31 protein-coding genes are annotated in these 26,841 nt (G+C 38.6%); 11 read left to right on the forward strand and 20 right to left on the reverse strand.

The window, feature by feature from the left end; genetic code table 11:
- Positions 1–97 precede the first annotated feature (97 nt).
- A complete protein-coding gene (locus KC820_RS11640) occupies positions 98–670 on the reverse strand; it encodes an NADPH-dependent FMN reductase (protein WP_212371224.1) in 573 nt (190 codons plus the stop codon).
- A 384-nt stretch (positions 671–1,054) separates the two neighbouring features.
- On the opposite strand from KC820_RS11640, the gene KC820_RS13410 reads away from it, so the two are divergent.
- On the forward strand, positions 1,055–1,702 hold the full coding sequence (locus tag KC820_RS13410; RefSeq protein WP_212371226.1) for a 3D domain-containing protein: 648 nt from the start codon (positions 1,055–1,057) through the stop codon (positions 1,700–1,702).
- A gap of 124 nt (positions 1,703–1,826) precedes the next feature.
- Positions 1,827–2,189 carry a SpoIIAA family protein gene (locus KC820_RS11650; RefSeq protein ID WP_212371228.1) on the forward strand — a complete coding sequence of 121 codons (363 nt, stop codon included), beginning with the start codon at positions 1,827–1,829 and terminating at the stop codon, positions 2,187–2,189.
- A gap of 180 nt (positions 2,190–2,369) precedes the next feature.
- Here the strand turns inward: KC820_RS11650 and KC820_RS11655 are convergent, their stop codons facing one another.
- Together KC820_RS11655 and KC820_RS11660 are read right to left on the reverse strand one after the other, a co-directional pair.
- Positions 2,370–2,792, reverse strand: a complete 423-nt coding sequence (locus tag KC820_RS11655) for an organic hydroperoxide resistance protein (RefSeq protein ID WP_212371236.1) — start codon at positions 2,790–2,792, stop codon at positions 2,370–2,372.
- Between the two features lie 200 nt (positions 2,793–2,992).
- A complete protein-coding gene (locus KC820_RS11660; protein WP_144089218.1) occupies positions 2,993–3,190 on the reverse strand; it encodes a cold-shock protein in 198 nt (65 codons plus the stop codon).
- Between the two features lie 261 nt (positions 3,191–3,451).
- Between KC820_RS11660 and KC820_RS11665 the strand changes: the two genes are divergently transcribed.
- Entirely contained in the window at positions 3,452–4,222 is a 771-nt protein-coding gene (locus tag KC820_RS11665; protein WP_212371238.1) for a SurA N-terminal domain-containing protein, read from the forward strand.
- Positions 4,223–4,296: 74 nt separating this feature from the next.
- Here KC820_RS11665 and KC820_RS11670 read toward each other — a convergent pair whose 3' ends face one another.
- The 7 genes from KC820_RS11670 to KC820_RS11700 all read right to left on the reverse strand — a co-directional run bounded on the left by KC820_RS11670 (position 4,297) and on the right by KC820_RS11700 (position 10,655).
- Positions 4,297–5,013 (reverse strand): Crp/Fnr family transcriptional regulator, encoded by a 717-nt coding sequence (locus tag KC820_RS11670; RefSeq protein ID WP_212371240.1) that lies wholly within the window; start codon positions 5,011–5,013, stop codon positions 4,297–4,299.
- Between the two features lie 146 nt (positions 5,014–5,159).
- The gene (locus tag KC820_RS11675; protein ID WP_212371242.1) at positions 5,160–7,055 is read right to left on the reverse strand and encodes a heavy metal translocating P-type ATPase; all 1,896 of its coding nucleotides are present in this window, start codon (positions 7,053–7,055) and stop codon (positions 5,160–5,162) included.
- 63 nt (positions 7,056–7,118) lie between these two features.
- Positions 7,119–7,334, reverse strand: a complete 216-nt coding sequence (locus KC820_RS11680) for a heavy-metal-associated domain-containing protein (RefSeq protein ID WP_212371244.1) — start codon at positions 7,332–7,334, stop codon at positions 7,119–7,121.
- A gap of 233 nt (positions 7,335–7,567) precedes the next feature.
- Positions 7,568–8,011, reverse strand: coding sequence for a hypothetical protein (locus KC820_RS11685; RefSeq protein ID WP_212371246.1), 444 nt, complete (start codon positions 8,009–8,011; stop codon positions 7,568–7,570).
- 136 nt (positions 8,012–8,147) lie between these two features.
- Complete coding sequence (gene arsC, locus KC820_RS11690) at positions 8,148–8,561, reverse strand: arsenate reductase (thioredoxin) (protein ID WP_212371247.1); 414 nt, start codon at positions 8,559–8,561, stop codon at positions 8,148–8,150.
- A 12-nt stretch (positions 8,562–8,573) separates the two neighbouring features.
- Positions 8,574–9,866, reverse strand: coding sequence for an arsenic transporter (locus KC820_RS11695; protein ID WP_212371249.1), 1,293 nt, complete (start codon positions 9,864–9,866; stop codon positions 8,574–8,576).
- A 21-nt stretch (positions 9,867–9,887) separates the two neighbouring features.
- A complete protein-coding gene (locus tag KC820_RS11700; RefSeq protein WP_212371257.1) occupies positions 9,888–10,655 on the reverse strand; it encodes a hypothetical protein in 768 nt (255 codons plus the stop codon).
- Positions 10,656–10,778: 123 nt separating this feature from the next.
- Here KC820_RS11700 and KC820_RS11705 point away from each other — a divergent pair, with 123 nt between their 5' ends.
- Together KC820_RS11705 and KC820_RS11710 are read left to right on the forward strand one after the other, a co-directional pair.
- On the forward strand, positions 10,779–11,201 hold the full coding sequence (locus KC820_RS11705) for a disulfide oxidoreductase (RefSeq protein WP_212371259.1): 423 nt from the start codon (positions 10,779–10,781) through the stop codon (positions 11,199–11,201).
- Positions 11,202–11,203: 2 nt separating this feature from the next.
- Positions 11,204–11,680, forward strand: a complete 477-nt coding sequence (locus tag KC820_RS11710; protein ID WP_144089232.1) for a thioredoxin family protein — start codon at positions 11,204–11,206, stop codon at positions 11,678–11,680.
- A 222-nt stretch (positions 11,681–11,902) separates the two neighbouring features.
- On the opposite strand, the gene ytzI is transcribed toward KC820_RS11710, so the two are convergent.
- Genes ytzI through KC820_RS11725 form a run of 3 tightly spaced genes read right to left on the reverse strand, consistent with a single transcriptional unit; the run spans position 11,903 to position 13,251 of the window.
- Positions 11,903–12,046, reverse strand: coding sequence for a YtzI protein (ytzI, locus tag KC820_RS11715; RefSeq protein WP_212371261.1), 144 nt, complete (start codon positions 12,044–12,046; stop codon positions 11,903–11,905).
- Positions 12,047–12,084: 38 nt separating this feature from the next.
- Complete coding sequence (locus tag KC820_RS11720; RefSeq protein ID WP_212371263.1) at positions 12,085–12,945, reverse strand: 5'-3' exonuclease; 861 nt, start codon at positions 12,943–12,945, stop codon at positions 12,085–12,087.
- 18 nt (positions 12,946–12,963) lie between these two features.
- The gene (locus KC820_RS11725; protein WP_212371265.1) at positions 12,964–13,251 is read right to left on the reverse strand and encodes a hypothetical protein; all 288 of its coding nucleotides are present in this window, start codon (positions 13,249–13,251) and stop codon (positions 12,964–12,966) included.
- Positions 13,252–13,448: 197 nt separating this feature from the next.
- On the opposite strand from KC820_RS11725, the gene KC820_RS11730 reads away from it, so the two are divergent.
- Complete coding sequence (locus tag KC820_RS11730; protein WP_212371272.1) at positions 13,449–15,176, forward strand: ABC transporter ATP-binding protein; 1,728 nt, start codon at positions 13,449–13,451, stop codon at positions 15,174–15,176.
- Entirely contained in the window at positions 15,157–16,998 is a 1,842-nt protein-coding gene (locus KC820_RS11735; RefSeq protein ID WP_236782665.1) for an ABC transporter ATP-binding protein, read from the forward strand. Before KC820_RS11730 ends, KC820_RS11735 begins: the two co-directional genes overlap by 20 nt.
- 398 nt (positions 16,999–17,396) lie before the next feature.
- Here KC820_RS11735 and KC820_RS11740 read toward each other — a convergent pair whose 3' ends face one another.
- Both KC820_RS11740 and KC820_RS11745 read right to left on the reverse strand, forming a co-directional pair.
- The gene (locus KC820_RS11740) at positions 17,397–18,215 is read right to left on the reverse strand and encodes an RsiV family protein (RefSeq protein WP_212371274.1); all 819 of its coding nucleotides are present in this window, start codon (positions 18,213–18,215) and stop codon (positions 17,397–17,399) included.
- A 148-nt stretch (positions 18,216–18,363) separates the two neighbouring features.
- On the reverse strand, positions 18,364–18,684 hold the full coding sequence (locus KC820_RS11745; protein ID WP_212371276.1) for a hypothetical protein: 321 nt from the start codon (positions 18,682–18,684) through the stop codon (positions 18,364–18,366).
- A 348-nt stretch (positions 18,685–19,032) separates the two neighbouring features.
- On the opposite strand from KC820_RS11745, the gene KC820_RS11750 reads away from it, so the two are divergent.
- From KC820_RS11750 to KC820_RS11760, 3 genes are all read left to right on the forward strand, one after another.
- Positions 19,033–19,923 carry a cation diffusion facilitator family transporter gene (locus tag KC820_RS11750; protein WP_212371278.1) on the forward strand — a complete coding sequence of 297 codons (891 nt, stop codon included), beginning with the start codon at positions 19,033–19,035 and terminating at the stop codon, positions 19,921–19,923.
- Positions 19,924–19,956: 33 nt separating this feature from the next.
- The gene (locus tag KC820_RS11755; protein WP_144089241.1) at positions 19,957–20,334 is read left to right on the forward strand and encodes a RidA family protein; all 378 of its coding nucleotides are present in this window, start codon (positions 19,957–19,959) and stop codon (positions 20,332–20,334) included.
- 258 nt (positions 20,335–20,592) lie between these two features.
- Positions 20,593–22,071 (forward strand): catalase, encoded by a 1,479-nt coding sequence (locus KC820_RS11760; RefSeq protein WP_212371280.1) that lies wholly within the window; start codon positions 20,593–20,595, stop codon positions 22,069–22,071.
- A 111-nt stretch (positions 22,072–22,182) separates the two neighbouring features.
- Here the strand turns inward: KC820_RS11760 and KC820_RS11765 are convergent, their stop codons facing one another.
- Positions 22,183–22,641: a hemerythrin domain-containing protein gene (locus tag KC820_RS11765; RefSeq protein WP_212371282.1), complete on the reverse strand. Its 459-nt coding sequence runs from the start codon at positions 22,639–22,641 to the stop codon at positions 22,183–22,185.
- A gap of 133 nt (positions 22,642–22,774) precedes the next feature.
- Between KC820_RS11765 and KC820_RS11770 the strand changes: the two genes are divergently transcribed.
- Positions 22,775–23,263, forward strand: coding sequence for a DinB family protein (locus KC820_RS11770; RefSeq protein ID WP_212371284.1), 489 nt, complete (start codon positions 22,775–22,777; stop codon positions 23,261–23,263).
- Between the two features lie 47 nt (positions 23,264–23,310).
- On the opposite strand, the gene KC820_RS11775 is transcribed toward KC820_RS11770, so the two are convergent.
- The 4 genes from KC820_RS11775 to KC820_RS11790 form a co-directional block, all read right to left on the reverse strand.
- A complete protein-coding gene (locus KC820_RS11775) occupies positions 23,311–24,945 on the reverse strand; it encodes a b(o/a)3-type cytochrome-c oxidase subunit 1 (protein ID WP_212371286.1) in 1,635 nt (544 codons plus the stop codon).
- Entirely contained in the window at positions 24,946–25,431 is a 486-nt protein-coding gene (locus KC820_RS11780; protein ID WP_186279651.1) for a cytochrome c oxidase subunit II, read from the reverse strand.
- Positions 25,432–25,456: 25 nt separating this feature from the next.
- On the reverse strand, positions 25,457–25,636 hold the full coding sequence (locus KC820_RS13565) for a cytochrome c oxidase subunit 2A (RefSeq protein ID WP_336511046.1): 180 nt from the start codon (positions 25,634–25,636) through the stop codon (positions 25,457–25,459).
- Between the two features lie 228 nt (positions 25,637–25,864).
- On the reverse strand, positions 25,865–26,491 hold the full coding sequence (locus KC820_RS11790) for a trimeric intracellular cation channel family protein (protein WP_212371288.1): 627 nt from the start codon (positions 26,489–26,491) through the stop codon (positions 25,865–25,867).
- Positions 26,492–26,841 lie beyond the last annotated feature (350 nt).

Genomic DNA, 26,841 nt, shown 5'->3' on the forward strand with positions numbered 1-26,841 from the left:
TCACTATATCGTATAAAAAGAAATAGTGGGCAAGATCATCCGTCGATGACCTTGCCCACTAATCTTAGTATGTTTTGGTTGATTATATGATGAAGCATTAATAAAATTCATTTCCAAAGTTATTGCCTTCTCTAGCTTCCACACTCATTTTCATATATAGATTAAAAATACGAAGCATTTCTTTGAGACGACTGATTACATCTTCATTGATCAATTCATTCGTTGGAGAAAAATGCTCGCTATGTGCATAGATGTAATTAGGCGTTATCAATGAACGAAAATAACTTAAAATTGGCTTTAATTGATTTTCAATTACTAAGTGGTGCTGGAAAGTTCCTCCATTTGCTATAACCGAAACGGGCTTGTATCGCATCGTCTTCGGTGAAATTAAATCTAATAAATTTTTAAAAGATCCCGGGATCGATCCTTGGAAAATAGACGTTGCAATAATATAGCCATCTGCAGCTTCCATTTTAGCGATCGCCTCTTGTGTATCCTCATTATAATCTTCCTTTAAGCGACCATCCGCAAGCTCTAATGTTAATTGATCTAATGATAGTTTATCCACTTCATACGAATAATTTCCTTCGTTTAAGTAATGTTCAATCTGTTTTAATAGAACTTTTGGTTTCTCACCCGTTACCGTTCCATTAATTAGCAATATATTCAAAGAACAAACCCCTCTCTATCTTAACTTCCCATTTAATCTGGCTCGTTTTCTATCACACTATCTCTCATATGAAAACGATTTTAATTGAAATATTAATTTTTTGACTTATAAACACTGATTGAGTTGGAAATGATAGGATTACGCACATGCAATCCTATCTAATTACAAAATATCCATATCTATCTTATCAGATTTCAGACTATTATGTTTCATTACATGCTTTGTTAAGAGATTGTTTTCGTTCTGTGGTTAGTTTGAAACTAGACTGTAGTCATTGTCTGATAGAATTCTACTCGTGACTTAAGAATCAGTGGATGGCATTTGCGTGTAAGGTAGAATCCTTGGCCTAAGAAGCCAACCATTAAAATATTCGGAGGGATTTTCATGCTTCAATCTATTAAAAGAAACATCGGATTGATTGGTCTCATCTTCATCTGTATAACCATGTTAACGGTTGCTGTTATATCCGGTCAAAGTGACGAAGCAGATCAGAGTTCTAGCGTACAAGCTGAAACGACTGGTAACCAACAATTGGTCAGCCAACTAACAACGGCGCAACTAAACTTGAATGAAAAGGCAGATATTAGAATGAACCAAGCAGCAATGAAAGAAGCTGTAAAAAAACAACCGACCTCTATAAAGAAAAAACCAGTACAAGAAACAACAACTAAACAGACAGCACAATCGAACCAAAAAAAATCAAAAGGTGAAATTGTACAAGTTAGTCAGCAAGAATCGAATAATCAAACACTTTATGTCACCGCAACTGCATACACAGCCTATTGTGATGGATGTAGTGGTGTCACAAGAACTGGAATTGACTTACGAGCGAATCCAAATCAAAAAGTAATTGCCGTTGATCCAAATGTAATTCCACTCGGATCAAAAGTATGGGTCGAAGGGTACGGAACTGCTATTGCGGGTGATACAGGTTCAGCAATTAAAGGCAATCGGATTGACCTCTTTATTCCTTCTCACGAAGAAGCAGTGCGCTACGGTGTCCGTGAAGTGAAAATAGAAATCATTAAATAACTTATTCCAAGCCAATTGTTTATGACAATTGGTTTCTTTTTTTGTTTTGATCAACCTCCTCAAGGGAATTGAATAAAAATTGCCATACACAAAAAAATTAAACGGCAATAAGGAGGCATCACACATGTTTTCTTTTTTAAAAAGTAGAGATGATCAGACGATTGCTTTAGGGATAGAAGGTAAAGTAAGCGAAGAAGACGCAGAAAGACTTAATCAATATGTTGAAGAGAATTTCGGCGATGACGAGTCATTTAATATTGTCGCGTATATGGATGAAGTGGAAAGTACATCTCTCAAAGGAGCTCTTGAGGGTTTGAAGTTTGATACAAAACGTTGGAATCAACTGAAACGCTTTGCGATGATCAGTGATAAAAACTGGGTAAAAGCTGTTTCAAATATCGGCTCCCTACTACCCGGTGTCGAAACGAAGCATTTTACTAAAGATGAAGTGGAAGAAGCATGGGGGTGGATTATGGAAGAAAAATAAAGAAGAGGTTCCTTCATTGGACCTCTTCTTTTTTTATTCAAAAAAACAGACTGCAAATGAGAGATGCGTTTCTCATCACGGGTTCTCAAAGTTAGATTTCTCCAGAGATTGAATCACTCGTTACCATATTAAAAAAGCTGTCCACTTTTAATAGCAGACAGCCTTATTTATATGATTTTCTTATGATTCATTTGATTTCGCTTCTAATTCAACGTCGACATTCCCTCTTGTCGCTTTGGAATATGGACATACTTGATGTGCTTCTTTCATTAACTCTTCAGCCTCATCTTGAGCGACACCATTGAATTCAGAAACTAATTTAACAGCGATTTTAAAGCCACTTTCTCCTTCTTGTAAGAAAGTTACTTCTGCTGTTGTTGTCGTATCGATCTTTTTATTCTTTTGCTTGGCGACTAAATTTAACGCACCATCATAGCAAGCCGAATAAGCTGCCGCAAAAAGTTGTTCCGGATTTGTACCTGTTTCATTTGAATTTTCCGTCGGCATTACAATATTTAGGTCAATAACACCATCTTCAGATTTTACGTGACCAGCTCTTCCACCTTTTGCCGTTGCTTTTGTTGTAAACAATTCTTTACTCATCATCAACACTCCTTTTCGGTTGGATAATTGGTTTCTCTGAACTCTTCCCTAATGGTGTTTAATTCAACCATAAATGAACTTTCCATATACTTCAAATGAAATGTCAGAAATCTTACACGTGAATCCATTGAATATTGTTTCATTTATGTACAAACATACAAAAAAGATGCACGCCCGTAAGCGTGCATCTTGTATAGTCATTATTGAGCAACAACGTTAGCTGCTTGTGGTCCGCGATCGCCTTCAACGATTTCGAACTCTACTGTTTGACCTTCTTCTAAAGTTTTGAAACCTTCAGCTTGGATTGCTGAGAAGTGTACGAATACATCGTCGCCATCTTCGCGCTCGATGAAGCCAAAACCTTTTTCTGAGTTAAACCATTTTACTGTACCTGTCATATGAATGACCTCCTTTAAAATACTACAAAACAATTGGATCTTGTTACTTTGACTTCCTAAAGAGAGGCCACCCAAGTAAACAATGAATCAAATCATTTCGTACAATTACTACTTTAACTTGATTCAAAAAAAAAAGCAAGTGAAAAGAAATATATTACAATTTAATTTCAATTACTGTTAAAGCTTGTATATTGTTTAAACCGTGTGCTAAAATTCAGGTCGTACCTAATTTAATTCACTCAAAAGGAAGGGTTATTCTATATGAAAAAATTATTTCTCATCAGCGTATTGTTACTTTTATCGATTGTAGCGGTTGCATGCGGTGGTGATGATGGGGATAGCGAGAATGGCGAAAAGGCCAATGAAAACGAGAATACGGAACAAAATGAAGGTGCTGAAGGCGAGAACGCTGAAGGCCAACAAGAAGTTGAAGAAGTGAAAGCAGAAGATTTCCCTGATGTCGTTGCAACAGTTAATGGAGAAGAAATCACGAATGAACAACTTGCACTAAACGTAAATGCAATTCAGCAACAATATCAAATGTATGGTATGAATGTCGAAGAAAATAAAGATGGCATTCAACAAACGGCGTTAGACCAGTTAATCAATACAGAAGTCATTGAGCAATCCGCAAAGGAAAACGGCATTGAAGCATCTGAAGAAGAAGTTAAAAACAATTACGATGAACTCGTTTCACAGTTGAAAAAACAGTATGAAACAGACGACGTTCAAGAAGTTTTTGAAGAAAATGACGTTTCAGAAGAAGAAATCAAAAATGACATTAAAAGAAACATTGTAATTAACAAATTCATGGAAGAAAACATTGAAGATGCTGATGTAACAGAAGATGAGTTGCAAGAAGCGTATGATAATTACAAGAAACAAGCGAAAGAAATGGACCAAGAAGCAGAAGACTTTGAAGCAATGAAGCCGAAATTAGAACAACAACTTCAGTCACAGAAAGCTCAAGAGCAGCAACAAAAGTACATTGATGAGCTACGTGAAAAACAAGAGATTGAAATATTGATTTAGATAAATCAAAAGCATGGAGTGTCTGACACTTCATGCTTTTTCTATTATATACTAACAGTTATATTTGGATTAGATTATATGAGCTTCAACCTATCCATATCAATGATTTCAATATTCGTTCTTGAAAGTTGTTTAATCAACCCACGGTCTTCTAAGTCTGCCAGGCGTCGGCTAATTGTTTCTGGTGAGGTTCCTAAGTAAGATGCTAGGTCATGACGACTCATTGGTAGTTTAATCGTTTCACTTCCACTTTTATTCGCTAAATCAGCTAGGTATAATGCGATTCTCCTTTCAACCCTTTCTGTCGCGAAGTTCGTTGTTTGTGATTCTGATTCTTCCAGTCGTTTGGAGAACTCTGTCAGCATTCTTAGCGAAATGGTTGGATACTTCATCAAGAAATTTTGTAAATCTTCTTTTTTGATCATGCAGATATTTGTTTTTTCCATTGCTTCAGCATAATCATGGTGTGTCGATTCATTGAATATTGCATACTCCCCTGTAAAGTCACCTGGATATAGGACTGTTAAAATTTGTTCTTTCCCTGACTCAGCCAATCGATAGATTTTTACCTTCCCTTGGTGAATAATATACAACGTATCCGACCAGTCCTCCGCTTGGAAAATCGTCTCTCCTTTATTGAAAGAAACATGTCGCACTACATTCATTATTTCATTCATCTGCTCATGTTCGAGATGGTTGAAAATAGGCACTTGAGCAACACAAGCTTTTTGTGATCCGCTTGGATGGCATGTATGTTCAGTATTGTGTTCTTGTTCGTAATTCTCTGTCATTTTTACCCTCCGCTTTAGAAGTGCTTTTACTGTTATCATTAATTAAAATTTTGACGGCGTCAATTAGTTCATTGTTTTTCATAAGTTTCAATTAAGAAGAAAAACCAATGCGGATACATTGGTAAAAGGAAGGAGTGCTATAATTATTACACATTTATAGGCGATATTTTCATCTCTTGTTCCATAGGTCCGCGTTTGAATTGAATCAATCGCATACCATTCAAGATAACGACTAGAATGCTTGCCTCGTGGATAAACATGCCAGAAGCTAAGTGAATGCTTCCTACTAGTACCCCAAGCAATAAAATAAATACTGTTCCGACAGCAAACGCCATGTTTTGTTTCATGTTACGAACCGTAACTTTCGCTAATGCATAAGCATGGGAAAATTGCTTCAGTTTATCCGCCATCAAGACGACATCAGCTGTTTCCATCGAGACATCTGTTCCGCCCTCGCCCATTGCTAAGCCAATATCCGCTTTAGCAATGGACGGCGCATCATTGATTCCATCACCAATCATCGCGACTTTATGTCCCTCGTTCTGTAGTTTCTCTACGAATTTAACTTTATCTACTGGTAATTGTTCCGCATGATATCCATCCAAGCCAAGTTGGTCCGCCACTCGCTTTGCTGTATGCGTATTATCACCAGTCAGCATGATCATCTGCTTGATTCCGTGCTCACGAAGTTCTTTCAAAGCGTCAACAGCATCTTCTCGAATTTGATCAGCAATCGAAATAATCGCTACTAATTGACCGTTTTTTGCTGCAAAAATGGCTGTGTTGCCTTTCTTCTCTTGTTCGATTGCAAAGTCATTGATTTCATCCGTTAGCATGACGCCATCCATTTCCATTAACATACGGTTGCCAATACTGAATTGGTGGCCAGCAACGCGGTTTCTGAGGCCATTTCCTTTTACGACTTCAGCGTATTCATAATCATTTTGTAATGATAACCCTTTTGCTCTTGCATGTTTGACAATCGTTTTTCCTAAGTGATGCTCAGAAGCCATCTCTGCTTGCGTAATCATTTGTAGCAAGTCATTAGGATTGTCATCGCTGATAACATGAAAATCAGTCACTTCCGGCTTTCCTCTTGTTAACGTTCCTGTTTTATCAAAGACAATGGTATCAATTTTCGATAACCGGTCCATCACGTCGCCGCCTTTGATCAAGACGCCACGCTTAGCCCCATTCCCTATACCCGCCACGTTTGACACAGGTGCACCGATAACTAACGCGCCAGGACAAGCAATAACTAAAAAGATAATGGCTAAATGAAGATCTCTCGTTATTAAATAAACGAGAACCGATAATACAACGACAGATGGGGTGTAAATATTCGCGAACTTATCCAAAAAACGCTGTGTTTTTGATTTGGATTCTTGCGCTTCTTCCACTAGTTCAATAATTTTTGCGAACGTCGTGTCTTCGCCTACTTTCTCAGCAACCATTTCAATGTAGCCTGAATCAATAATCGTTCCGCTGAAGACATCATCATTGTTTCTTTTTCCTATGGGAACAGACTCACCTGTAATGGCTGCTTCATTAATTGTTGCTTCACCAGTTAAGATTTTTCCATCGACTGGAATCTTTCCGCCTGAGCGAATGACGACTCTCTCCCCCTCTTCGACTTCATCGACTGATACAGATACCCAATCTCCATCTCGAAATACAGAAGCTTCATCAGGTGCCAATTCCGTCAATTCTCTTAAGGATGCTCTTGTTTTATTGAGTGTACGTGCTTCAAGGTATGCTCCGAATAAGAATAGAAATGTTACCGCTGCCGATTCAACATATTCTCCTATAAACAACGCAGCTGTTACCGCGATGGTAACCAGCAACTCGATGCTAAAAGCCTTCATTCGCAATGCTTGAAACGCTTTAATGGCAATCGGAACGCCCGCAACAATTGTCGCGACGATCAAGGCACCTTGTTTGACAGCTACAATTCCTATCCAATGAGCGATGAAAGCAATAATCAATAATCCTCCTGCCGTAAACATCAGTTGATTTGTCTGTCTTCGTATCCAACGAATCATGCTGAACACTCCCTTCCAGTTAGAGGTCTATTATTTATTTAAACAACTGCTTCTGTTTCGTTATCATGAAGCTGATAATACCGGGTAACCAAGCTTCGTAACTGTATCCTTAAGTTGATTTTTATTTACTTTCGCTTCATCGTATTGGACCTTGACTTTACTTGAGTTAAAGAGAACTTTTACTTCCGAGACACCATCCATTTTTCCTAAGTTGCTTTCAATCTTTTTAATGCAAGATGGACATGTTAACGTTTCTAATTGAAATTTAGTCGTTTTCATTTTTCATCTCTCCTTTGTTTTAGGTTCATCTTAAGTATAGAAAGAATTATTGTTTAATTCCTTGACCTATATCAAGATAAAGAGATTTTTGTGAAAAGCTATAGAAAGAAAGTCATCCATTACATAAAATCTACTTCATAAAGGCTCAATCGTCACAAATATGATCCTTAACAATCCATCTGAACGCAAAAAACACCCAATCAAGTAGATTAGGTGTTTAACAATTATGTAATTTATTCTTCATTGTTCTCAGTTGGCAAAGAAATGCATCCTCGTTCGTTGTAACTCATAGCCTCACGTACAAGCTGATGCCCTTTCGGAAATATGACTTCCTTTTCACAGTATTGGACGATGTCACCGAAATACTTTTCTCTACCATATATGTAATATGTATCGGGGTCATCGACGAAACTGACAAAAACATGTGCTTTATAATAATTTTCATCCGTTTCATAATTCGGACGGACAACTTTTGAATCTGCAATCTCATCCTCTGACAGACCGACTGATTTCAAGTGGTCTATTGTTGCCGCTTCCAATCGCTCGTCAAATATGGGCATTCCATTATTGACATAATAAATATAGAAAAAAGGTGATACAACTAACAATAAGAGTGCCGTATAGAACAATGTCAACGCAGCATGTCTCCAGCTAACTTTATGTAAATACTTTCTCATCACCGTTCCCCTCCCCCTTTTTATTTTACAGAAAATTTTTAAGAATACAATAACAAAAAGAGGGATATAGTCCTATGAAAGCGAAAAAATGACGACGGCGTGCCATCATCATTTTTTCCACGTACGAGAGTAATATTTAATTTTCGGCAAGCGATTTAATTCGCTTTTCAATTTCATCCCGAACACTGCGAAATTCGAGTGAAATTTCCTCTTCTGTCCCTTCCGCTTTTGCTGGATCAGGCAAATCCCAATGGGTTGTCTGCACATTTGCAGGGATTGTTGGACAACGGTCCTTAGCATCCCCACAGAGCGTTATGACAAGATCCGAACGATTCAAAATTTCTTTATCAATTATAGAAGAAGATTGATTCGTAATATCAATTCCTTTTTCGTTCATCATTTCAATTGCTCGAGGGTTCAATCCGTGGGCCTCCACTCCTGCGCTATAAACATCCCACGTCTCTCCTAAAATTTCTTTTCCAAATCCTTCTGCCATTTGGCTGCGGCAAGAATTTCCGGTGCAAAGAAAATAAACAATTTTTTTATCCATTAGACTCACTCCTTAAAATAATATCAATGAAAGGTACAGTCCAAATAACGTAATCACCAACACAGGAACCGTTAACATAATACCCACTTTAAAGTAATAGCCCCAGGAAATATGAATTCCTTTTTTCGATAGCACGTGCAACCAGAGTAACGTTGCTAGTGAACCGATCGGCGTTATTTTCGGCCCTAAATCACTTCCGATGACGTTTGCATAAATTAGTGCCTCTTTGGCGATTCCAGTCGCATTCGTATCTGCAATCGCCAACGCATCGATCATAACGGTCGGCATATTATTCATCACAGATGACAAAATTGCAGCGATAAATCCCATGGACATCGTCGCAGCAAGCAATCCGCCATCGACGGTGTAATTAATGATTTCCGCCAACAAGTCAGTCAGCCCGACGTTTCGCAAGCCGAAAACGACGACATACATGCCGATTGAGAAAAACACAATATCCCATGGTGCGCCTGTTATCACTTCTTTTGCAGATACAGCTGGACTTCGTCTACCAATGATGAAGAAAATAATAGCGGTAACTCCAGCCACGACAGACACTGGCACAGCGATGAACTCACTGGCAAAATAGCCGACTAATAAAACACTTAAGACAATCCAAGACAACCGGAACATCGTGTGATCCTTAATCGCCTTACTCGGTTTCCGTAATGCTGTTACATCATAATTTTCAGGAATGGATTTGCGGAAAAATAGATACAGCACAAACATACTTGCGACTAACGAGAACAAGTTGGGCAAAATCATTCGAAGCATATATTCAATAAAGCCAATCGAAAAAAAGTCTGCTGATACAATGTTGACAAGGTTGCTTACAACGAATGGCAAAGATGTCGTGTCCGCGATGAACCCACTCGCCATAATGAACGGCAAAATCATAGCTTCTTTGAAGTTCAAAGCTCGAACCATCGACAAAACAATTGGCGTCAGAATTAATGCAGCACCATCATTCGCGAATAACGCCGCAACACCTGCCCCGAGTAATGTAACGTAAAAAAACATTTTTACGCCATTTCCTTTAGCCAGCCGCGCCATATGTAAAGCGGCCCATTCAAAAAATCCTATTTCATCGAGAATTAATGATATGAGAATAATGGCGACAAAAGCAAGTGTGGCATTCCAGACAAGCTCCGTGACGGTAACAACATCATCAAACGTAACGACACCAAATAATAAGGCAATGATTGCACCCGCACAAGCAGACCAACCAATTCCTAGGTTTTTTGGCTGCCAAATAACAAAAAGTAATGTTAGTAAAAAGATTGCAATGGCGATTGTTGTTTCCACGTTGTCATACTCCTTTTTCAGCTAGATTTCTTCCCAAGTAAACATAATTTCGCCTTCTATATTGATTCCATGAAAAAAGAACAGTAATTCGCCTGTCTCCGCTGCCTCATAAGAAATGGATTCATCCTCTTCAATGGTCAACTCACCCATTTCATGAACTTCTGGTGAGACACGAAGTCCATGCTGGGCACTATTTTTTAATTTCCAATCAATCGTAATTTCATATTCTTGTCCTTCTTCTACTGGAATCCACACAGGCTCTTCTCCATTGAAATTATCGAATTCAGCATAATATGTATTCGCTTCATACGTACTTGAAAATCCCGATTTGATTGCCGGGTTTGTGAAAACGATAAAAAGAATTGCTATTAATGATGGAATTCCAATCATCAAGATCTTTTTCACATTCATACGAAAAACTTTTAAAAACAAATAAAATACGATGAACCCTAACACAGTATAAATACTTGAATAAATCACCACAAAGAAATACCATGAAAAGGAATCAAACAACACAGTAATAAAAAGTACAGCCCATATGACAATTCCGGCTAATGTATAGGCGGAAACATAAGACCAAGTAGATGTTTCATTTATTTTTCGGAAAATCCAATCGATCAAGAAAGATACACCTATTAAATAGAATGTAAAGACGATCCAATGTAAAGGGTTGGATAAATAGTCATTCGCAGCTTGTAAACTCATATCAGAAAATAATAAATTTGCGATATATGTAAATAGGAAAGCTGCTAAAGCTATCGAAAGCCTAGATAAGATGTTAAAGGTCATTTTCTTTCCTCCAATCTTCTCTATCTTACAATAAGAATAGATGTAATAAAATATTCAAAGCATACTTCTTACTTTTTGGTGTTTTTCATACTATAATTTTGTTGTACCTATAGGAGACTAATTATGACAAAACGAACTGAAAACTTAGCTATAATCGGATGGATTATCTCTTTAATCGCAACACTAGGATCACTTTATTTTTCGGAAGTTCGACAGTACCCACCTTGTGAGCTATGTTGGGTCCAACGAATTTTTATGTATCCCCTTGTACTCATACTGTTGATTGGAACGATATTAAAAGACAAAAAAGTATTCATTTATTCTATCGTTTTTTCTAGTATCGGTCTGACCATCTCGATTTATCACTATGGGATACAAAAGTTAGAGTTTCTACAATCAACTGCACCGAGCTGTGGACAAGTTTCTTGTATCGGTAGCTATATTGACTGGCTCGGCTTTATTTCCATACCGTTTCTAGCCGGAACCGCATTTGTACTCATATTAGTCATCAGCATCCTTGGCTTGAAACAAACAAAAGGAGTGTAACCATGAAAAAAATTCTAATTTTCGGTAGTTTAGTGATCATCTTATTTATTGGGATCGTCTTACTAACGAATATGGCAACATCTGAGAAAGTCGAAGGAAACCCTTATGGAAAAGATTCCTTACATCCAGAAACGGTTAAATTATTGGATAATGAGCATTATCAAAATGTTATTACTCCAAATGAATTAGAAGAAGACTTATCTTCTGGTGAAACGATGACTGTCTATTTCTTCAGTCCGACCTGTGAGCACTGTAGGGAAGCAACTCCAAGATTGTCCCCATTAGCAAAAGACAAAGGTGTTGAATTAAAGAAGTTCAACCTTTTAGAATTTGAAGATGGTTGGAGTGAGTATAACATCGAAGCAACACCAACATTAGTTTACTATGAAAATGGCGAAGAAGTGCACCGAATCATGGGTGCAGCGCCAACAGATAAATATGAGGAATTTTTAGAGGAATATTCATTGAGCAATAAATAGAATTTAAATTTGGTTGAGTAAACATTTGCACTGACTTCGGTCGGTGCTTTTTTGTGAGTAATTATTAATGTTGAAGCTCTGCTTTTTAATGTTGAAGAAGCTCAAATTAATGTAGATGCTTTGCTTTTACATGCTGAAAAATTCCTTTATGTCATCCTCCGAATGTAAAAAAGCTGTTCGATTTAAGTAATTCATAACGAAAATCGAACAGCTTTCCTTTATTCAGCTTCTTTCATTTCTGTTTGCTTCTGGAAGCGGATCTACTTCATGCTTATAATTATATCCTTTTGAAATAGCCTTTAATGTAACTGCCAACACGGCAATGAAAATAACTAATCCGATCGCCATTGTATAGATGATTGTCATTGCTTGCCCCCCTATTGGTTCTTCTCTTCATTCAAATGTTATACCAATTGTTCAATTCGTTTGAATTCAAGCTCATTAAATTTTTCAATAATTCGCTCGCGGTTCGGTTGAAATATTGCGTCAGCCAAATCACAGAACGCTTCCGTTTCACAGTTAATTTCAGCCAGTTGACGTGATAAGTGCACCATATCCAAATCCGTTTCAAATTTCGTTCGCTGGGCTTTTGTCAATGAATCTAAGTTTTCTAAAATAGCTTCTAATGACCCGTGTGTATGCAATAACTTTAATGCTGTTTTTTCGCCGATTCCTCTAACTCCAGGATAGTTATCACTTGAATCTCCCATCATTGCTTTCAGTTCAATCATTTGGAGCGGTTGAATTCCGTGCTCTTCTACGAATCGTTCAGCGTGATAGATATCGTAGTTGCCGACCCCTTTTTTCATTAAAACAACTTTCACACGTTCATCCAACAATTGCAAGATATCTCTGTCGCCAGTCAATATGAACACTTCAGAATCTTCTTGGTAAGCTCTTGCTAATGTTCCTATGCAATCATCCGCTTCAAACCCTTTAATTCCTATGTTTGGAATGTCCATTGCTTCCGTTATTTCTTTAACGAGATCAAACTGAGGAACCAATTCTTCTGGTGGTGCCGAGCGGTTTGCCTTATAGCCGTCGAACAGATCATTTCGGAAAGTATGTGAACCCATATCCCAGCAACAAACGACGTGTGTCGGTTGAAAATGATTCGTTGCAGTCAGTAAATGCCTCGTAAATCCGTGAACTGCATTCGTCGGTATACCTTTTGAATTTACCATGAAATATCCTGACATCGCCGTCGCATAAAAAGCTCGGAATAACAGTGCCATGCCATCGACGAGTAATACTCTTTTCTCCATGATTAAGTCCTTCCCCTTCTATTTTTGTTCCACTTCACGGAACTTTTTTATAAATTCGATTGGTTCATCTTTTACATTCAACGTCATGACGCCCTTCGCTGTGTGTAAGTAGAAAAATCCATATTCTTCCGATAACATCCGATACGATAAATCAAACACTTGATGAATCTCGTATTCTTGTTCATCGGTCACAATTTTATCCTCATATAAATAAACGTAACAAACGTCTTCTATGTGCTTTTGTTCCAGATTGATGGGATCCATCTCTCTTCTGAATTTTACATATTGTTGCTTTTCTAATTCCATTCCGTCTCTCCTTCAATCGTTCAGTGTGTCGCTATTATATCATGCACAGAAGGAAAAATCGCTGTTACCGTTTGCCAAATAATCCTACTGAGCAAAATAAGTTAATTCATTATAGTAATATAACGTAAAGTGAATATGTTAGAATAATCACAATGATTTAAAATTAATTATTGTTTGCATAGATGGAGTTGAGCACCTTGAAGAAAATCTTATCGCATCTAAAACCTTATCGTTTACATATGATTGTCGCTTGGTCCTTGATGTTAATTGAGTTAGCAGTTGAATTGATGCTTCCATTCTTTCTCGGAAAGATGATTGATGAAGGCATTGTGACTCAAAATATGGACATCGTCGTTAAATGGGGCGTCTTAATGCTCGCGCTTGCTTTGTTTTCATTTATTGCCGGAATGCTCAATTCGTTTTATTCATCGTATGTCACTTTCCATTATGGCTATGACATTCGCCAACGGCTATTTGAAAAGGTACAATCGTTTTCCTTTAAAAATTTACACCACTTTCCGACATCCGGTTTGATCACCCGCTTCACGAACGATGTACGTATGGTACAAAACGGGATTTTCATGGGTCTTCGAATTATGCTCCGTGCACCCCTTTTAGTCATTGGCGGTGTAATCATGGCATTTCTCGTCAATTGGCGAATCTCTATCGTCTTTTTAATTTCTGTTCCTGCACTTGTGTTATTAATTTTGTGGGTGATCAAAAAAGCGAGTCCCCTTTTCACAAAAGTGCAAGTTCGGTTGGACCGCGTCAATCGTGTCATGCAAGAAAATTTATCCGGCATTCGATTAATTAAAGCGTTTTTACGAAAGAATTTTGAAGAAAGTCGATTTAAAGAAGTAAATACAGAGCTTATGAACCGAACGAAATCAGCTTTACGTCTCATCGAATCATCTATGCCTGTTCTTTTGTTTGGCATGAATATGAGCTTGTTGGTCATCTTATGGTATGGATCGAATGAAGTTCAAGCAGGACAAGCACAAGTCGGTGAAGTCGTCGCAATCATTAATTATGCGTTACGCGTATCGATGGCTATTACGATGTTTGGGTTTTTGACGATGGCTTTATCACGTATGAAAGCATCTGCTGACAGGCTTCAAATCGTCATGGATGAAGAGGTTGATCTTCTGGAAAAATCCGATGCCTCGAAAAATTTGAAAGTGACAGAAGGGAAAGTTGAATTTTCACAGGTCGACTTTTATTATCCGGAAACTACTAATCAAGTGCTCGATCAGTTATCGTTTACTGTCCAACCAGAAGAGCGGATAGCTATTATTGGGGCAACAGGCTCAGGGAAATCAACACTATTTCAATTAATACCGAGACTTTATGATACAACGGGGGGGCAAGTAAAAATTGATGATGTCGATGTCCGGGATTATCCGTTAGACATACTGCGAATGGCCATAGGTTTCGTTCCACAGGCACCGTTATTGTTTACCGGAAGTATTGAAGAAAATATTCGTTGGGGAAAAAATGATGCATCTAAAGAAGAAATCATCCAAGCAGCGAAAGACGCACAAATTCATGAAACGATTATGGAACAGCCAAGAGGATATGAAACGAAAATCGGTCAAAAAGGTGTCAACCTATCAGGTGGTCAGAAACAACGTGTCTCTATTGCTCGTGCTTTAATTCGCAATCCTAAAATCCTTTTATTGGATGACAGTACAAGCTCATTAGATTTGAAGACAGAATCAAAGCTTCTGCAGGCGATACAGACATACGGTTGTACGACATTTATCGTCACGCAAAAAATTGACACCGCGAAAAGCTGTGATCGAATTATCTTAATGGAAGATGGCCAAATTTTAGCACAAGGATCTCACGAAGAACTCGTCGAAACATCTGAGCTTTACCGAAAAATTGTTGCATCACAAGTTGGAGATGAGAATTTATATGCTTAAACAACTACTGGAACCCTTTCGACAGCAAAAAATAGACTTAGCAGAAGCAGACCACGTCACGGATGAACGAGCGAAGCCTAAAGTGCGCAATTGGAAAAAGACAGTACGTCAAATTTTCTCTTATTTATTCGCTGAAAAATGGATGCTTCTCTTTGTAGCCATTATGGTTGCTTTAAGTTCAGGCTTTGCCATTCTTGGACCATACATGATCGGTATGACGGTTGATGAGTACATCGCAGTCCAAGAGATGTCAGGCATTAACCGCATGCTCTTTTGGTTGTTTCTCGTCTATTTAGGTTACTCCATCGCAATGTTTTGCCAACATTTTTTCATGATTGGCATTGCTCAAAATACGGTTTACACCATTCGCTCGGAGTTATTCGAAAAATTACACACATTACCGATTCCCTTCTTTGATCGAAGACAGCAAGGTGAAATTATGAGTCGTGTCACTAATGATATCGATAATGTAAGCAACACTTTAAATACGTCCATCATTCAAATTTTGTCCAGCGTTCTAACGCTGATTGGAACAGTCAGTGTGATGATCTATCTTAGTCCGTTATTGGCTTTGATCACCATGAGCATCATCCCAATTATGGTGTTTGGCATGAAGTGGATTACAAGTAGAACCGGCCCTTTGTATAAAATTCAACAACAACGACTTGGGCAGTTAAACGGCTATGTAGAAGAAACGGTCTCGGGTCAACGGATTATTAAAACATTTTCCCAAGAAGAACGAGTAACCAACGAATTTGAGCAAAAAAACGATGCTGTGCGCAATTCAGGCTATTGGGCAGGTACAATCTCTGGATTCATTCCAAAGCTAATGAACATGTTGAATGTACTAAGTTTCGCTTTAATCGCTTTTATCGGTGGTGTGTTCGTATTGAATGACATGATCACCGTTGGAACGATTGTTGTATTTACTGAGTTGGCACGACAGTTCACTAGACCTTTAAACGAACTATCCAACCAATTTAATCAACTATTGGCAGCTGTAGCTGGGGCTGAACGAGTTTTTAATATTATGGATGAAGATGGCGAGGAGCTTGATGAAATAAACGCTGAATCCATCGATGAACCTCATGGAAAGATCGAGTTTAACAATGTCACTTTTTCTTATAATCCTGACGAGCCGATCCTGAAAGGGATTAGCTTTACTGCAGACCCAGGGAGCACAACCGCGTTTGTTGGACATACAGGAGCAGGAAAAACGACAATCATCAACCTCATTGCAAGATTTTACAATTATGACGATGGGAAACTATTGCTTGATGGAAAAGATATTAAAGAAATTAAACGGGACAGCTTGCGTAAACATATGGCTTTTGTTTTACAAGATGCCTTTTTATTTGAAGGTTCGATTCGAGAAAATATTCGCTATGGAAAATTAAATGCAACCGATGAAGAAGTAATCGAAGCTGCTAAAAATGCGAATGCGCATGGCTTTATCTCGAAGCTCCCTGATCAATATGATACCCCAATTGATGCAGATGGTATGAGCATCAGTCAAGGACAAAAGCAACTGATTACCATTGCACGTGCACTTCTGGCGGATCCAAAGATACTTGTTCTAGATGAGGCAACAAGTAGCATTGATACGGTTACAGAAATTAAGATTCAGGAAGCGTTAAAACGGTTGATGGAAGGTCGGACTAGTTTTGTTATTGCTCACCGACTAAACACGATTAAGTCGGCCGATCAAATCATTATGCTTGAGCACGGAGAAATTATTGAGAAAGGAAGCCATGACGAACTAATAGCACAAGGCGGCCGGTATGCTGACCTTTATGAAACTCGGTTGGAGGAATCAGGATAAAAAGTAAACCTAACATTGATTTAATAAGCCTTAGAAACAAAAAAGCTGGGAAAAATTTTTAAGGTTGCTCAGATACGAACATTCTAATTTAGTGCTTCGGAAATATACTGCGCTTTTACCCACAGGGCATAAGGCGACATCTGCGATAAATCGCAGTGTCTTCTATATCGCGGGCAGCTGTTGAGCCTCCTCGTGCTTCGCACTGTGGGGTCTCACCTAGGCTTTTGCTCCCGACGCCCAGGACGGGCTAGTGTCAACGTTGGCCACAGGACGTGGCCGCATTTAGTTGACCGCAGAAGTCTCCGTAAATTTCCTACGCTAATTAGATTGTTATTCGTGTTTCTGAGTTTATAACTTTGATTTATCCCAGACTCCTTGTTTTTAAGCGCTCCTCATTGTTATAAATAATACTCATCCGCCGTTTCATCAATCGCTTCAATACGCTCTAGCCATTCTTCATTCATAAACTCTTTCATCTCATCTATTGGGACTTCAACCTCTGGCATGCCTGCCACACCTGCTGTCACTTCATACTTATCAAATTTAACGACTAAGTTATTATCTCGGATAAAAACATTGGAGAAATCATACTGATCTTGATTTAACCATTCTTGTAGCTGATCTTCCAAAATATAATTCGAATAGTATTCAGATGCTCTCAAATTCTTTTCAACCAGCTCAAAAAACTTATCTTGCGCTTCAAATGGCTGATCAAATAAATCAATCGGATCCACAAAATCTTTGTTTAATAGGTCAACCAAATAAACAGAAGCTTTTTGATCAAAGTTGGCTCCTCCTGTAAACGTTTCTTCAGACAACACGACAGAAAAGAATTCTTTTCCACTTTTATAAAGGTCGGTCGTTACGAAGTAGGCACCTTGGTGGGATGGCGATACATTTCCACTGTGTTCTAGTAATGCAATAGAATGCTCAATCCGCTGTTCGGCATCTTCCTCAAAGAAACGGTCAATTTTCTTCACTTGAAATATCGGAAACTCAACCTGCAATTCGTACGTTTCAGCTTTTTCGATCAATCGTTTGATTTTGACTTCTTCATAATCTGTATCGATAATTTCCTCTTCTAACTTTTCTTCACCCATTACTGTGATGGCTTCTTCATGCGCTATAGGTTCGGGCTCGTTCCAACCAAACAAATGTGCTACTGTCATACTGATGAGCAATGCTGTCACAAAATACGGTAATGTTTTATCTGTCATGGTGTATTCATCCTCATTTGTTCATTTACCCTTAGTTAGCCCAACAAATTTGAGGATTATACACTGTATAAATAGGTGATATTAAAAGTTATGTATCCAAAAATAAAAGACAGCGGTTTGAGTACCACTGCCTTGTAATCCTTATTTATTAGCCATCGTTTTTAACATCAGAATCTAAATCGTCGCCATCTGCGTCTCCAGATCCTGCATCAGATTCAGCGCCTTCAGATTCCATGTCGGAGTCTGTACCAGCACCTGTGTCAGAGCTAGAATCTTCAGAGCCCATATCGGAATCTCCTTCAGTTCCAGTTGAACCAGTGTCTGTAGATCCTGTATCCTCACCTGAATCTTGTTCAGTTGGTGTTCCAGTGTCTTCGTTTGTTGCCGGATCTTCTTCACCGGAATCTCCGCCACAAGCTGCTAAAGTTAAAATTAGCGCAAAAAATGAAGTCATAAATAGTTTTTTCATGAAGTAACACTCCTTAAATGATTTTTTATTCTTAGTGTTGCGCCGTGCTAATAGACTAATTACCGTTTTGAACAATAGCTAAACCCATGTTAATGAATTGTAATGTGTACCCTGTTTCACTCGAACAAAAGTCCCTTCGGCGTATGTAAATTTGAATGTTTTTCCCTATTTCATAGGTAGTTGTTCACCGTTCATTTTGCATTCATATTTCATCACCAACTGGTGACGAAGCATTTCATCAACTTTCTAGAAATTTTTTTATAAAAAATTGTTTAGGAAAGTTGTTCTTGGACTGTTCATGAAAAATATTGGTATGATAAAAAGACAAACATAAAAAGAGGTTTTTCTATGAACAATCGTTTTCAAAAAGCTCAGTTTGCTTCGATTGTCGGGATGGTCGCCAATTTAATTTTAGCCATCATCAAAGGAATTGGTGGTGTCATCGGTGATAGTCGCGCACTCATCGCTGATGCCCTCCATTCTGCTTCCGATGTGATTAGTTCAATTGCCGTTTTAGTCGGAATTCGAGCGGCTCAGAAGCCTCCCGATTCGGAACACCCATATGGACACGGTAAGGCTGAAAACATTGCTACCTTGATTGTTTCCATGTTGCTAATCGTCGTCGGATTTGAAATTCTAGTTGATGCTATTGCTGCCATCTGGTCTAATGCTGCCCAATCAACAAGTCCACTGGCTTTATATATTGTCGTTTTTTCCATTATCGTCAAAGAAGTTTTGTTTCAATATAAAAACCGTTTAGGAAAGAAAATCAAAAGTCAGGCCATTATTGCCGATGCGTGGCATCATCGATCTGATGCAATTTCTTCGGTTGTCGCACTAATCGGTATTGGACTAGCGATAGTCGGCGAACGTTATGAAATTCCTTACTTAACTTATTTCGACCCATTAGCCGGAGCAATCATTGCTGGAATTATTATGTGGATGGGTTTCAGTTTAGGTAAAGAAGCTGTGAGAATTTCACTCGAAATTGTTCTAGACGATGAAGAAACGGAAAAATTCAACCAAACAGTGAATGAAGTGAATGGAGTGGAACGAATTGACTCGTTACATGCGAGGTCACACGGGTCTTATGTTATAATTGATACTAAAATCAGCGTAAACCCAACCATTACAGTCGATGAAGGACATGCCATTGCAGCACGAGTGAAAGAAATATTAATGAATGATTTTGAAGAAGTGCATGATGTACATGTTCACGTCAATCCTTATCATCAATGAAACTTGAATTAATTTACGAGAGGAGAATGAACGATGAAGAAAGCATACTCCACCAAAGAAGCTCCAGAAGCAATTGGACCCTATTCTCAAGCAGTTGAAGTAGGTGATCTCGTCTTTATATCAGGACAAATTCCACTTGATCCAAATTCAATGGAAATTGTCAGTGAAGATGTGGCAGATCAAACACACCAAGTCATGAAAAATTTAGAAGCAATCCTAAAAGAAGCTAATTTACAGTTTAAAGATGTCGCTAAAATGACAATCTTATTAAACTCCATGGATGATTTTGCAACAGTGAATGAAATATATGCGAGTTATTTAGAGGAACCTTATCCAGCTCGTGCAGCTTTCGAAGTGAGCCGTCTTCCGAAAGATGTGAAAGTAGAAATTGAAGCAATCGCAAGTAAATAAACCAAAAAGCACCTTAGATTTGTATTCTAAGGTGCTTTTTTTCTCAAATAAACTCATTTAATTGATAATCTTCGACAAAAGGTTGATTGTTTAGACAAAGAAAAAAATCCACAAGCCTCACCCTTTCACCTTTTTGCGACTATTCATTTAAATAAATTCTAATAAATAAAACTTCTTTATTTATAATCATTATTATTTACAAATCTATTTAAATGCATTATGATAAATATACAATTTATTTAAGGAGGATTTTAAATAATGGGTAAAAACAAAAAACGCTTGACAACTTCCAGTGGCGCTCCAGTAGGGGACAACCAAAACTCAATCACTGCTGGTAATCGTGGACCTGTTTTATTGCAAGATGTTCATTTACTAGAAAAGCTTGCACATTTTGATCGCGAACGTATTCCAGAGCGTGTCGTTCACGCAAAAGGTGCCGGAGCTTACGGTTACTTCGAAGTAACAAACGATGAAATATCAAAATACACAAAAGCTGACTTTCTAAACGAAAAAGGCAAACGTACACCGATGTTTATCCGCTTCTCAACAGTTGCTGGTGAACTAGGTTCGGCTGACACTGTTCGTGACCCACGTGGTTTTGCAGTGAAATTTTACACGCAAGAAGGAAACTATGATTTAGTCGGTAACAATACACCGATTTTCTTTATACGTGACGCGATTAAATTCCCTGATTTCATTCATACTCAAAAACGAAATCCACAAACAAACTTGAAGGATAAAAATGCCGTATGGGATTTTTGGTCTCAATCACCAGAATCCATGCACCAGATCACTTATCTTCACGGTGACCGTGGTATTCCAGCGACATACCGCCATATGAATGGTTATGGAAGCCATACCTATAAGTGGGTGAATGAAGAAGGTGAAGCGTTTTGGGTTAAATATCACTTCATCAGTGACCAAGGCGTCAAAGGATTAGATGTAGATCTCGCAGACGAACTTGCAGGAACAAACCCTGACTATCATACAGAAGATTTGTTCAATGCAATTGAAGCCGGCGACTACCCTTCTTGGACTTTATATGTACAAATCATTCCATTTGAAGATTATAAAACATACAAGTGGGATTTGTTTGATGTTACCAAAACGGTTAGCCAAAAAGATTATCCGAGAATCGAAGTAGGTAAGATGGTATTGAACCGCAATCCACAAAACTACTTTGCAGAAGTGGAACAAGCTGCTCTCTCTCCAGCCCATTTCGTACCTGGAATTGAGGCATCTCCAGACAAAATGCTTCAAGGCCGCTTGTTCTCTTATTCCGATACACAGCGCTACCGTTTAGGCGTTAATCATGAGCAACTTCCAGTTAACCGCCCGATTGTTGAAACGAACAATTACCAACGCGCTGGTGCCATGCAATATGGCCAACAAGTAAGTCCAATCAACTATGAACCAAACCGCTATGATGAGGAGCCAAAAGAAGATGCATCTGTAGACATCAATCCATTTGAAGTGGAAGGTCAAGCAGACAGCGTGCCATATGATTCAAGCGATCATTACACACAAGCGGGCGATCTTTATCGTTTAATGAGTCATGATGAACAAGACCGCTTAGTTCAAAACTTTGTTGACCATATGAAGCCTGTAACAATCAACGAAATCAAACTTCGTCAAATCGGTCATTTCTACAAAGCTGACCCAGATCTAGGTACACGTGTAGCTGAAGGTTTAGGCTTAGAAGTACCTGCTGAAGTCAAAAACGAAGCAACAGAATAATATTTTAATATCGATCCACTCTCTCATTTCCAGCTGCCACGTTGCAGCTGGATTTTTTATTCCAAAATAAAAATCCAGACCGAGAGCTTTTCGGCCTGGACATGTACACATTTAATACCCACTATAAGAATCTTTATGAAAATTTCCGCTCGCTTGATATAAATAATTGTCTGGAACAGCTTTTTCAATCACCGGAAACAACTCCCGTTCCTCCAAGCGAACATGTTCTTCCAGTAAGTAGCCCAATAAATTTAGTTGTTCAAAATCTGCCTGTTGATTGTTTCGGATAGCCGCGATCATGCCTCGAATCTCTGCATGTTGATAGAGTACTTTTTTGATTAAATCGATATTGGGTTCGTTTTCAAAGCGTAAGTACAACGGAATTAATACTTCCTCTTCATCTCGGAAATGTTCGTTCCCATCTTTCTCCCAAAAATCAATAAGCTCTCTTAAGATCACCTTATATGTCTTATTACCTTTTTCGGTACCTATCTCTTTGAGGTCTTTCGACACCACTAACGCATGGTGATGATGATGTGATAATGGAATGAGTCCTTCGTGTCGTTTCAAGTGACACACCTCCTTATTGTTCTATACCCGTGAATTGAATCGTTTATGTTATACTTGCCCCTAAGAGGTAAGACGAAATATTTTGAATTTACTATCGACTTTGCAATCAACGGAGCAGAAAGGAAGGATTTTCATGAATCAAGCAGCCGTTCTACGAAATGTTATGTTTGAAGAAATCGAACTTTGTGTTCGGACGACTCAAAGTTTATTGTTACAGATCAAGGATACCGATTGGGATTTCCGTCCAGCTGAAAACATGCGCACATTGAGAGAGCTCGCTATTCACCTTGTTTCTATACCAGCGACAGACCTATATATTTTAAAAGAAGAACCTTTAGAGAAAATTCAAGAACTTGAAAACAAATACAATCTATTAAATACGGCAACGGATATGGGCGTCGTATTTGAAGAAGGTTACCATGCACTTCATGAGTATATGACCGCATTATCTGAAGAAGAATTTTTTACGAAGAAAACGAAAGCATTTTATATGGAAGATGGTCATACACAAGCTCAATGGCTAGCTGAGATTCAATCCCACGTCTTTCACCATCGTGGCCAATTTTACAATTATTTAAAACAATTGCAGTATGACGTGACCATGGCTGATCTATACGCCTAATGTTTCAATAAAAGCAGACACCGATATCGGTATCTGCTTTTTTGTTTTTACCAGTATTTGAATCCGCTAGATCCTGGTGGTGAGTTATTAATGATGTCGATGATTGGTAACGTGTAAGCGATGAAAATCAGTGCAAACACGATTCCAATCCAAAGCTTCCAGTTTTCCAGCCAATTTGGCGTTTGCTGTGTCGGATTCAATTCTTCAGCAATTGGGAATTCCTCATTACCTTTCGGTGCAAAGTAAGCTAGATTAATCAAAACAATGACAAAGAGTACTAACGAGATGACCAACAAGCTTCCACCCACTGCGTGTGCCATTTCATAAGCTCCCCATGAAGAGGCGACTTCATGACCGTTGTAACTAGTCATCTGCGTACGTCTTGGGTTACCGAGCAGTCCGGAAATGTGCATAGCAGAAGACATAATGCCCATACCGACAGCCCAAAGCACCGTTTGATAGATTCCAATTTTATTCATTTTCTTCGTTAAAATACGACCTTTTAAATGAGGTATGATCCAGTAACTGATTCCGAAAAAGGTTACTGCAACCGTTCCACCGACAGTAATATGGAAGTGACCCGTGACCCATACTGTGTTATGGACAATTTGGTTCAATTGATGTGAGGCATTAATAATTCCGCCTGCACCAGCAGGAATGAAAATCAACATACCTAAGAATGGTGCAAGGAATCGCACATCACCCCATGGTAATTTTTTAAACCAACCGAATAGCCCTTTTCCACCTTTTTGACGACCAGCAATCTCAAAAGTTGAAAACAAAGCGAATGCAGTCATTAAAGATGGTAGAATAACCGCAAAAGTTAAAATAACTTGGAAAAACTTCCATCCTTCACTAATCCCAGATTCAAGCAATTGGTGGTGAAAACCGACCGGGATAGAGAATAAAATGAATAACACGAATGAGAACCTTGCCAGCTGATCACTGAATATTTTCCCGCCAATGATTTTCGGGACCATGACATACCAAGCCATGTAGGCTGGAAGTAACCAAAAGTAGACCAGTGGATGACCAAAATACCAAAATAATGTTCTCGTTAAAGCGACGTTAATTGTATCCGTCCAGCCGAAAGCCCAAGGGAGGAACTGAAATAATACAGCGGCGACTACACCAATTGTAGCGATTAACCATAGCACTAATGTTGCGACAGCCATATATGCAAGTAATGGTGTTTTTTCACCTGGGTGTTCTTTTTTCCATAAACGATATCTGCTAATTACCGCATATGCGCCAAAATACGTACCGATAATTATAAGTGCAAGCGCAATGTAGAAAAATGGTGAAGCTTGTAGTGGAGCATAAAATGTATATAGTACAGTTGCTTCATTTAAAGCGATCATCACTGCGGCCAATATGAGACCGATCGTCAATAACCAAAAACCGACCCAACCAGCTTTGCGTTGTTTGTTCGTAAATTCACCCGCTGATTTTGCAACACTTGCGTAAAAGAATCCAAAAATGAAGTACGTTGTAAACACTAAGGCCATGATGACCCCGTGGCCGGTTAATATTTGATAGTAATTAAGCCAGGATGGTAACGTGATTAATTCACTTCTTACGAGCGTTTGCACGAGTCCAAGCAAACCCGCAAACAAAATCGAACCGAAAGCAACATAGAAATGGACCAGACTAAGCCTAGCATCCAATTGACTGATTTTCATTTATATCACCTCCAAGTTTGTGCTCATAAAGTGGTGACCTGTTCCGCAATATTCATTACATAATATTAAAAAAGACCCTTTTTTATCGAATGTATACGTCATTGAATTTACATGTCCTGGGGTGACCATCATATTTGCTGACGTACCAGCAATCTCAAATCCATGGACAACATCAATGGAAGTTGCTTTTATATGAACTGTTGCTCCTTGAGGAATTTCTATATCTCCAGGTGTAAAACCGTATGATTGCAATACCATAACTAATTCATATTCATTTTCGCCAATTTGTTTCAACCCTGGTTCATTAAATGGCGCTGTTTCTGTAACCGTTTCAGGATCAACTAACGTCATATCACTTGGCGCACCATGATGGCCTTCCCCTTCCGCTTTTGAAAATGCTTGAACGCCTACAATTGTCAAAAAAGAAATTAATGTGATAACTCCAACAATCATCCAGATTTTTTCGAACTTATGCATGTGTAACATCGTTCGTCCCCCTCATTTTTTGAAGTTAACTAGCCTGGTAAAGCGCGTAAACAGCTACCCACATTAAGATAATGATAGCTCCTACGATTAGTGAAGAAACAAAAGCCCCTTTCAATTTCGGTTCTTCATCTTGGAACTCGTTTTCAACAGCCTGGGTAGATCGGAAATCTAACTCCTCTTTTTTCACTTTTGTTTTAGCACCCATCTTCATTCTCCTCCCTTTTGTGTGGTTACTTTTATTATAGGATTTATAAAAATTAAGATTGTGATATAAATCACAATTTCGAGCAATTCGATGGAGGTTCTGTGAAGATAAAATGTCTAATTTGTGAAAACGGTTACATTCAGGCTGTTAAGTATTAAAAAAGGTTGTGACGCTTGCTTAACAAGGTTGCACTGCAAAAAAAGAAACCCAGCAACTGCTAGGTTTCCTTTACTTATTTTTAAAATGAATTAATTTTAGCCAATTCAATCGACTAGGTAGTTCCCATTTGTAGATGATGGACAAGCTACGCATCATGACAATCCCCGCAAGCAAAATGTATATCTCTGTTTGTGTGTCTATTACCCCAAGGCCTACAATAAATGCACCTAGTACAGCCCACATTGCATAGATTTCTTGATGCAAGACCATTGGTTTTCTACCAGCCAACAGATCACGAATAATTCCTCCCCCACATCCGGTCAACACACCCGCAACGATAACAGCGCTGAGTGGATAGCCAGCCGCTAAAGCCAGCAATCCGCCTTGCACCGCAAAAGAAGCTAACCCGATCGCATCGAAGAAGGCTCCCCAACGGTTCCATGTCATTAACCAATGAAACGGGATAAGAAACATTATGGTCATCGTCACGAAAGCAACAGTAAACAACGTTCCCTGTGCCCAAATATCTGAAATTGGCAACCCCACGAGTAAGTTACGAAACGCTCCACCACCAAATGCCGTCACATAACCAAGTAAATAAACACCAAAAATATCATATCGCTCTTCCATAGCAACAATCGCTCCACTAATCGCAAAAGCCATCGTTCCAATAATATTCAAAACTTCCCAAGTCATGCTGATCACCTATTTATATACTAGTCATACCAATTTTAAACCAGGTGACAACCAAAAGAAACATTAATGGTTATTATTCATAGTACGGATGGGGTTTTTGTGGTAAGAATTCAATGAGGCATGCATTTATATATGCGCTCGATGACATTTTGTGACGTGCGCGAGCTCTTTTGGGGATTGAGACATGCGCTCGATGACATTTCGGAGGGTGCGCGAGCTCTTTTGGGGATCGATACGAGTTCTCGATGACATTTTGTGACGTGCGCTATCTCTTTTGAGTCAAGTCCATTATTATGTGTAAATTCTCTCAAGTGATTTCAGCGGGTAAAACAGCATATTCAATTTTGACA

This window comes from Allobacillus saliphilus (assembly GCF_018138385.1).
In the GTDB taxonomy this organism is placed as follows: Bacteria; Bacillota; Bacilli; order Bacillales; family Alkalibacillaceae; genus Allobacillus; species Allobacillus saliphilus.

Excerpts from the sequence above, each read along its gene's own strand:
- KC820_RS11680 (WP_212371244.1), bottom strand. The coding sequence starts at position 7,334 with ATGAAAACGACTAAATTTCAATTAGAAACGTTAACATGTCCATCTTGC.
- KC820_RS11755 (WP_144089241.1), top strand. The coding sequence starts at position 19,957 with ATGAAGAAAGCATACTCCACCAAAGAAGCTCCAGAAGCAATTGGACCC.
- KC820_RS11750 (WP_212371278.1), top strand. The coding sequence starts at position 19,033 with ATGAACAATCGTTTTCAAAAAGCTCAGTTTGCTTCGATTGTCGGGATG.
- KC820_RS11780 (WP_186279651.1), bottom strand. The coding sequence starts at position 25,431 with ATGTTACACATGCATAAGTTCGAAAAAATCTGGATGATTGTTGGAGTT.
- KC820_RS11700 (WP_212371257.1), bottom strand. The coding sequence starts at position 10,655 with ATGACCTTTAACATCTTATCTAGGCTTTCGATAGCTTTAGCAGCTTTC.
- KC820_RS11685 (WP_212371246.1), bottom strand. The coding sequence starts at position 8,011 with ATGAGAAAGTATTTACATAAAGTTAGCTGGAGACATGCTGCGTTGACA.
- KC820_RS11660 (WP_144089218.1), bottom strand. The coding sequence starts at position 3,190 with ATGACAGGTACAGTAAAATGGTTTAACTCAGAAAAAGGTTTTGGCTTC.
- KC820_RS11790 (WP_212371288.1), bottom strand. The coding sequence starts at position 26,491 with ATGACTTGGGAAGTTTTGAATATTATTGGAACGATGGCTTTTGCGATT.
- arsC (WP_212371247.1), bottom strand. The coding sequence starts at position 8,561 with ATGGATAAAAAAATTGTTTATTTTCTTTGCACCGGAAATTCTTGCCGC.
- KC820_RS11655 (WP_212371236.1), bottom strand. The coding sequence starts at position 2,792 with ATGAGTAAAGAATTGTTTACAACAAAAGCAACGGCAAAAGGTGGAAGA.
- KC820_RS11675 (WP_212371242.1), bottom strand. The coding sequence starts at position 7,055 with ATGATTCGTTGGATACGAAGACAGACAAATCAACTGATGTTTACGGCA.
- KC820_RS11670 (WP_212371240.1), bottom strand. The coding sequence starts at position 5,013 with ATGACAGAGAATTACGAACAAGAACACAATACTGAACATACATGCCAT.
- KC820_RS11650 (WP_212371228.1), top strand. The coding sequence starts at position 1,827 with ATGTTTTCTTTTTTAAAAAGTAGAGATGATCAGACGATTGCTTTAGGG.
- KC820_RS13565 (WP_336511046.1), bottom strand. The coding sequence starts at position 25,636 with ATGGGTGCTAAAACAAAAGTGAAAAAAGAGGAGTTAGATTTCCGATCT.
- KC820_RS11705 (WP_212371259.1), top strand. The coding sequence starts at position 10,779 with ATGACAAAACGAACTGAAAACTTAGCTATAATCGGATGGATTATCTCT.
- KC820_RS11775 (WP_212371286.1), bottom strand. The coding sequence starts at position 24,945 with ATGAAAATCAGTCAATTGGATGCTAGGCTTAGTCTGGTCCATTTCTAT.
- KC820_RS11740 (WP_212371274.1), bottom strand. The coding sequence starts at position 18,215 with ATGACAGATAAAACATTACCGTATTTTGTGACAGCATTGCTCATCAGT.
- KC820_RS11665 (WP_212371238.1), top strand. The coding sequence starts at position 3,452 with ATGAAAAAATTATTTCTCATCAGCGTATTGTTACTTTTATCGATTGTA.
- KC820_RS11725 (WP_212371265.1), bottom strand. The coding sequence starts at position 13,251 with ATGGAATTAGAAAAGCAACAATATGTAAAATTCAGAAGAGAGATGGAT.
- KC820_RS11720 (WP_212371263.1), bottom strand. The coding sequence starts at position 12,945 with ATGGAGAAAAGAGTATTACTCGTCGATGGCATGGCACTGTTATTCCGA.
- KC820_RS11710 (WP_144089232.1), top strand. The coding sequence starts at position 11,204 with ATGAAAAAAATTCTAATTTTCGGTAGTTTAGTGATCATCTTATTTATT.
- KC820_RS11745 (WP_212371276.1), bottom strand. The coding sequence starts at position 18,684 with ATGAAAAAACTATTTATGACTTCATTTTTTGCGCTAATTTTAACTTTA.
- KC820_RS11760 (WP_212371280.1), top strand. The coding sequence starts at position 20,593 with ATGGGTAAAAACAAAAAACGCTTGACAACTTCCAGTGGCGCTCCAGTA.
- KC820_RS11770 (WP_212371284.1), top strand. The coding sequence starts at position 22,775 with ATGAATCAAGCAGCCGTTCTACGAAATGTTATGTTTGAAGAAATCGAA.
- KC820_RS13410 (WP_212371226.1), top strand. The coding sequence starts at position 1,055 with ATGCTTCAATCTATTAAAAGAAACATCGGATTGATTGGTCTCATCTTC.
- KC820_RS11735 (WP_236782665.1), top strand. The coding sequence starts at position 15,157 with ATGAGAATTTATATGCTTAAACAACTACTGGAACCCTTTCGACAGCAA.
- ytzI (WP_212371261.1), bottom strand. The coding sequence starts at position 12,046 with ATGACAATCATCTATACAATGGCGATCGGATTAGTTATTTTCATTGCC.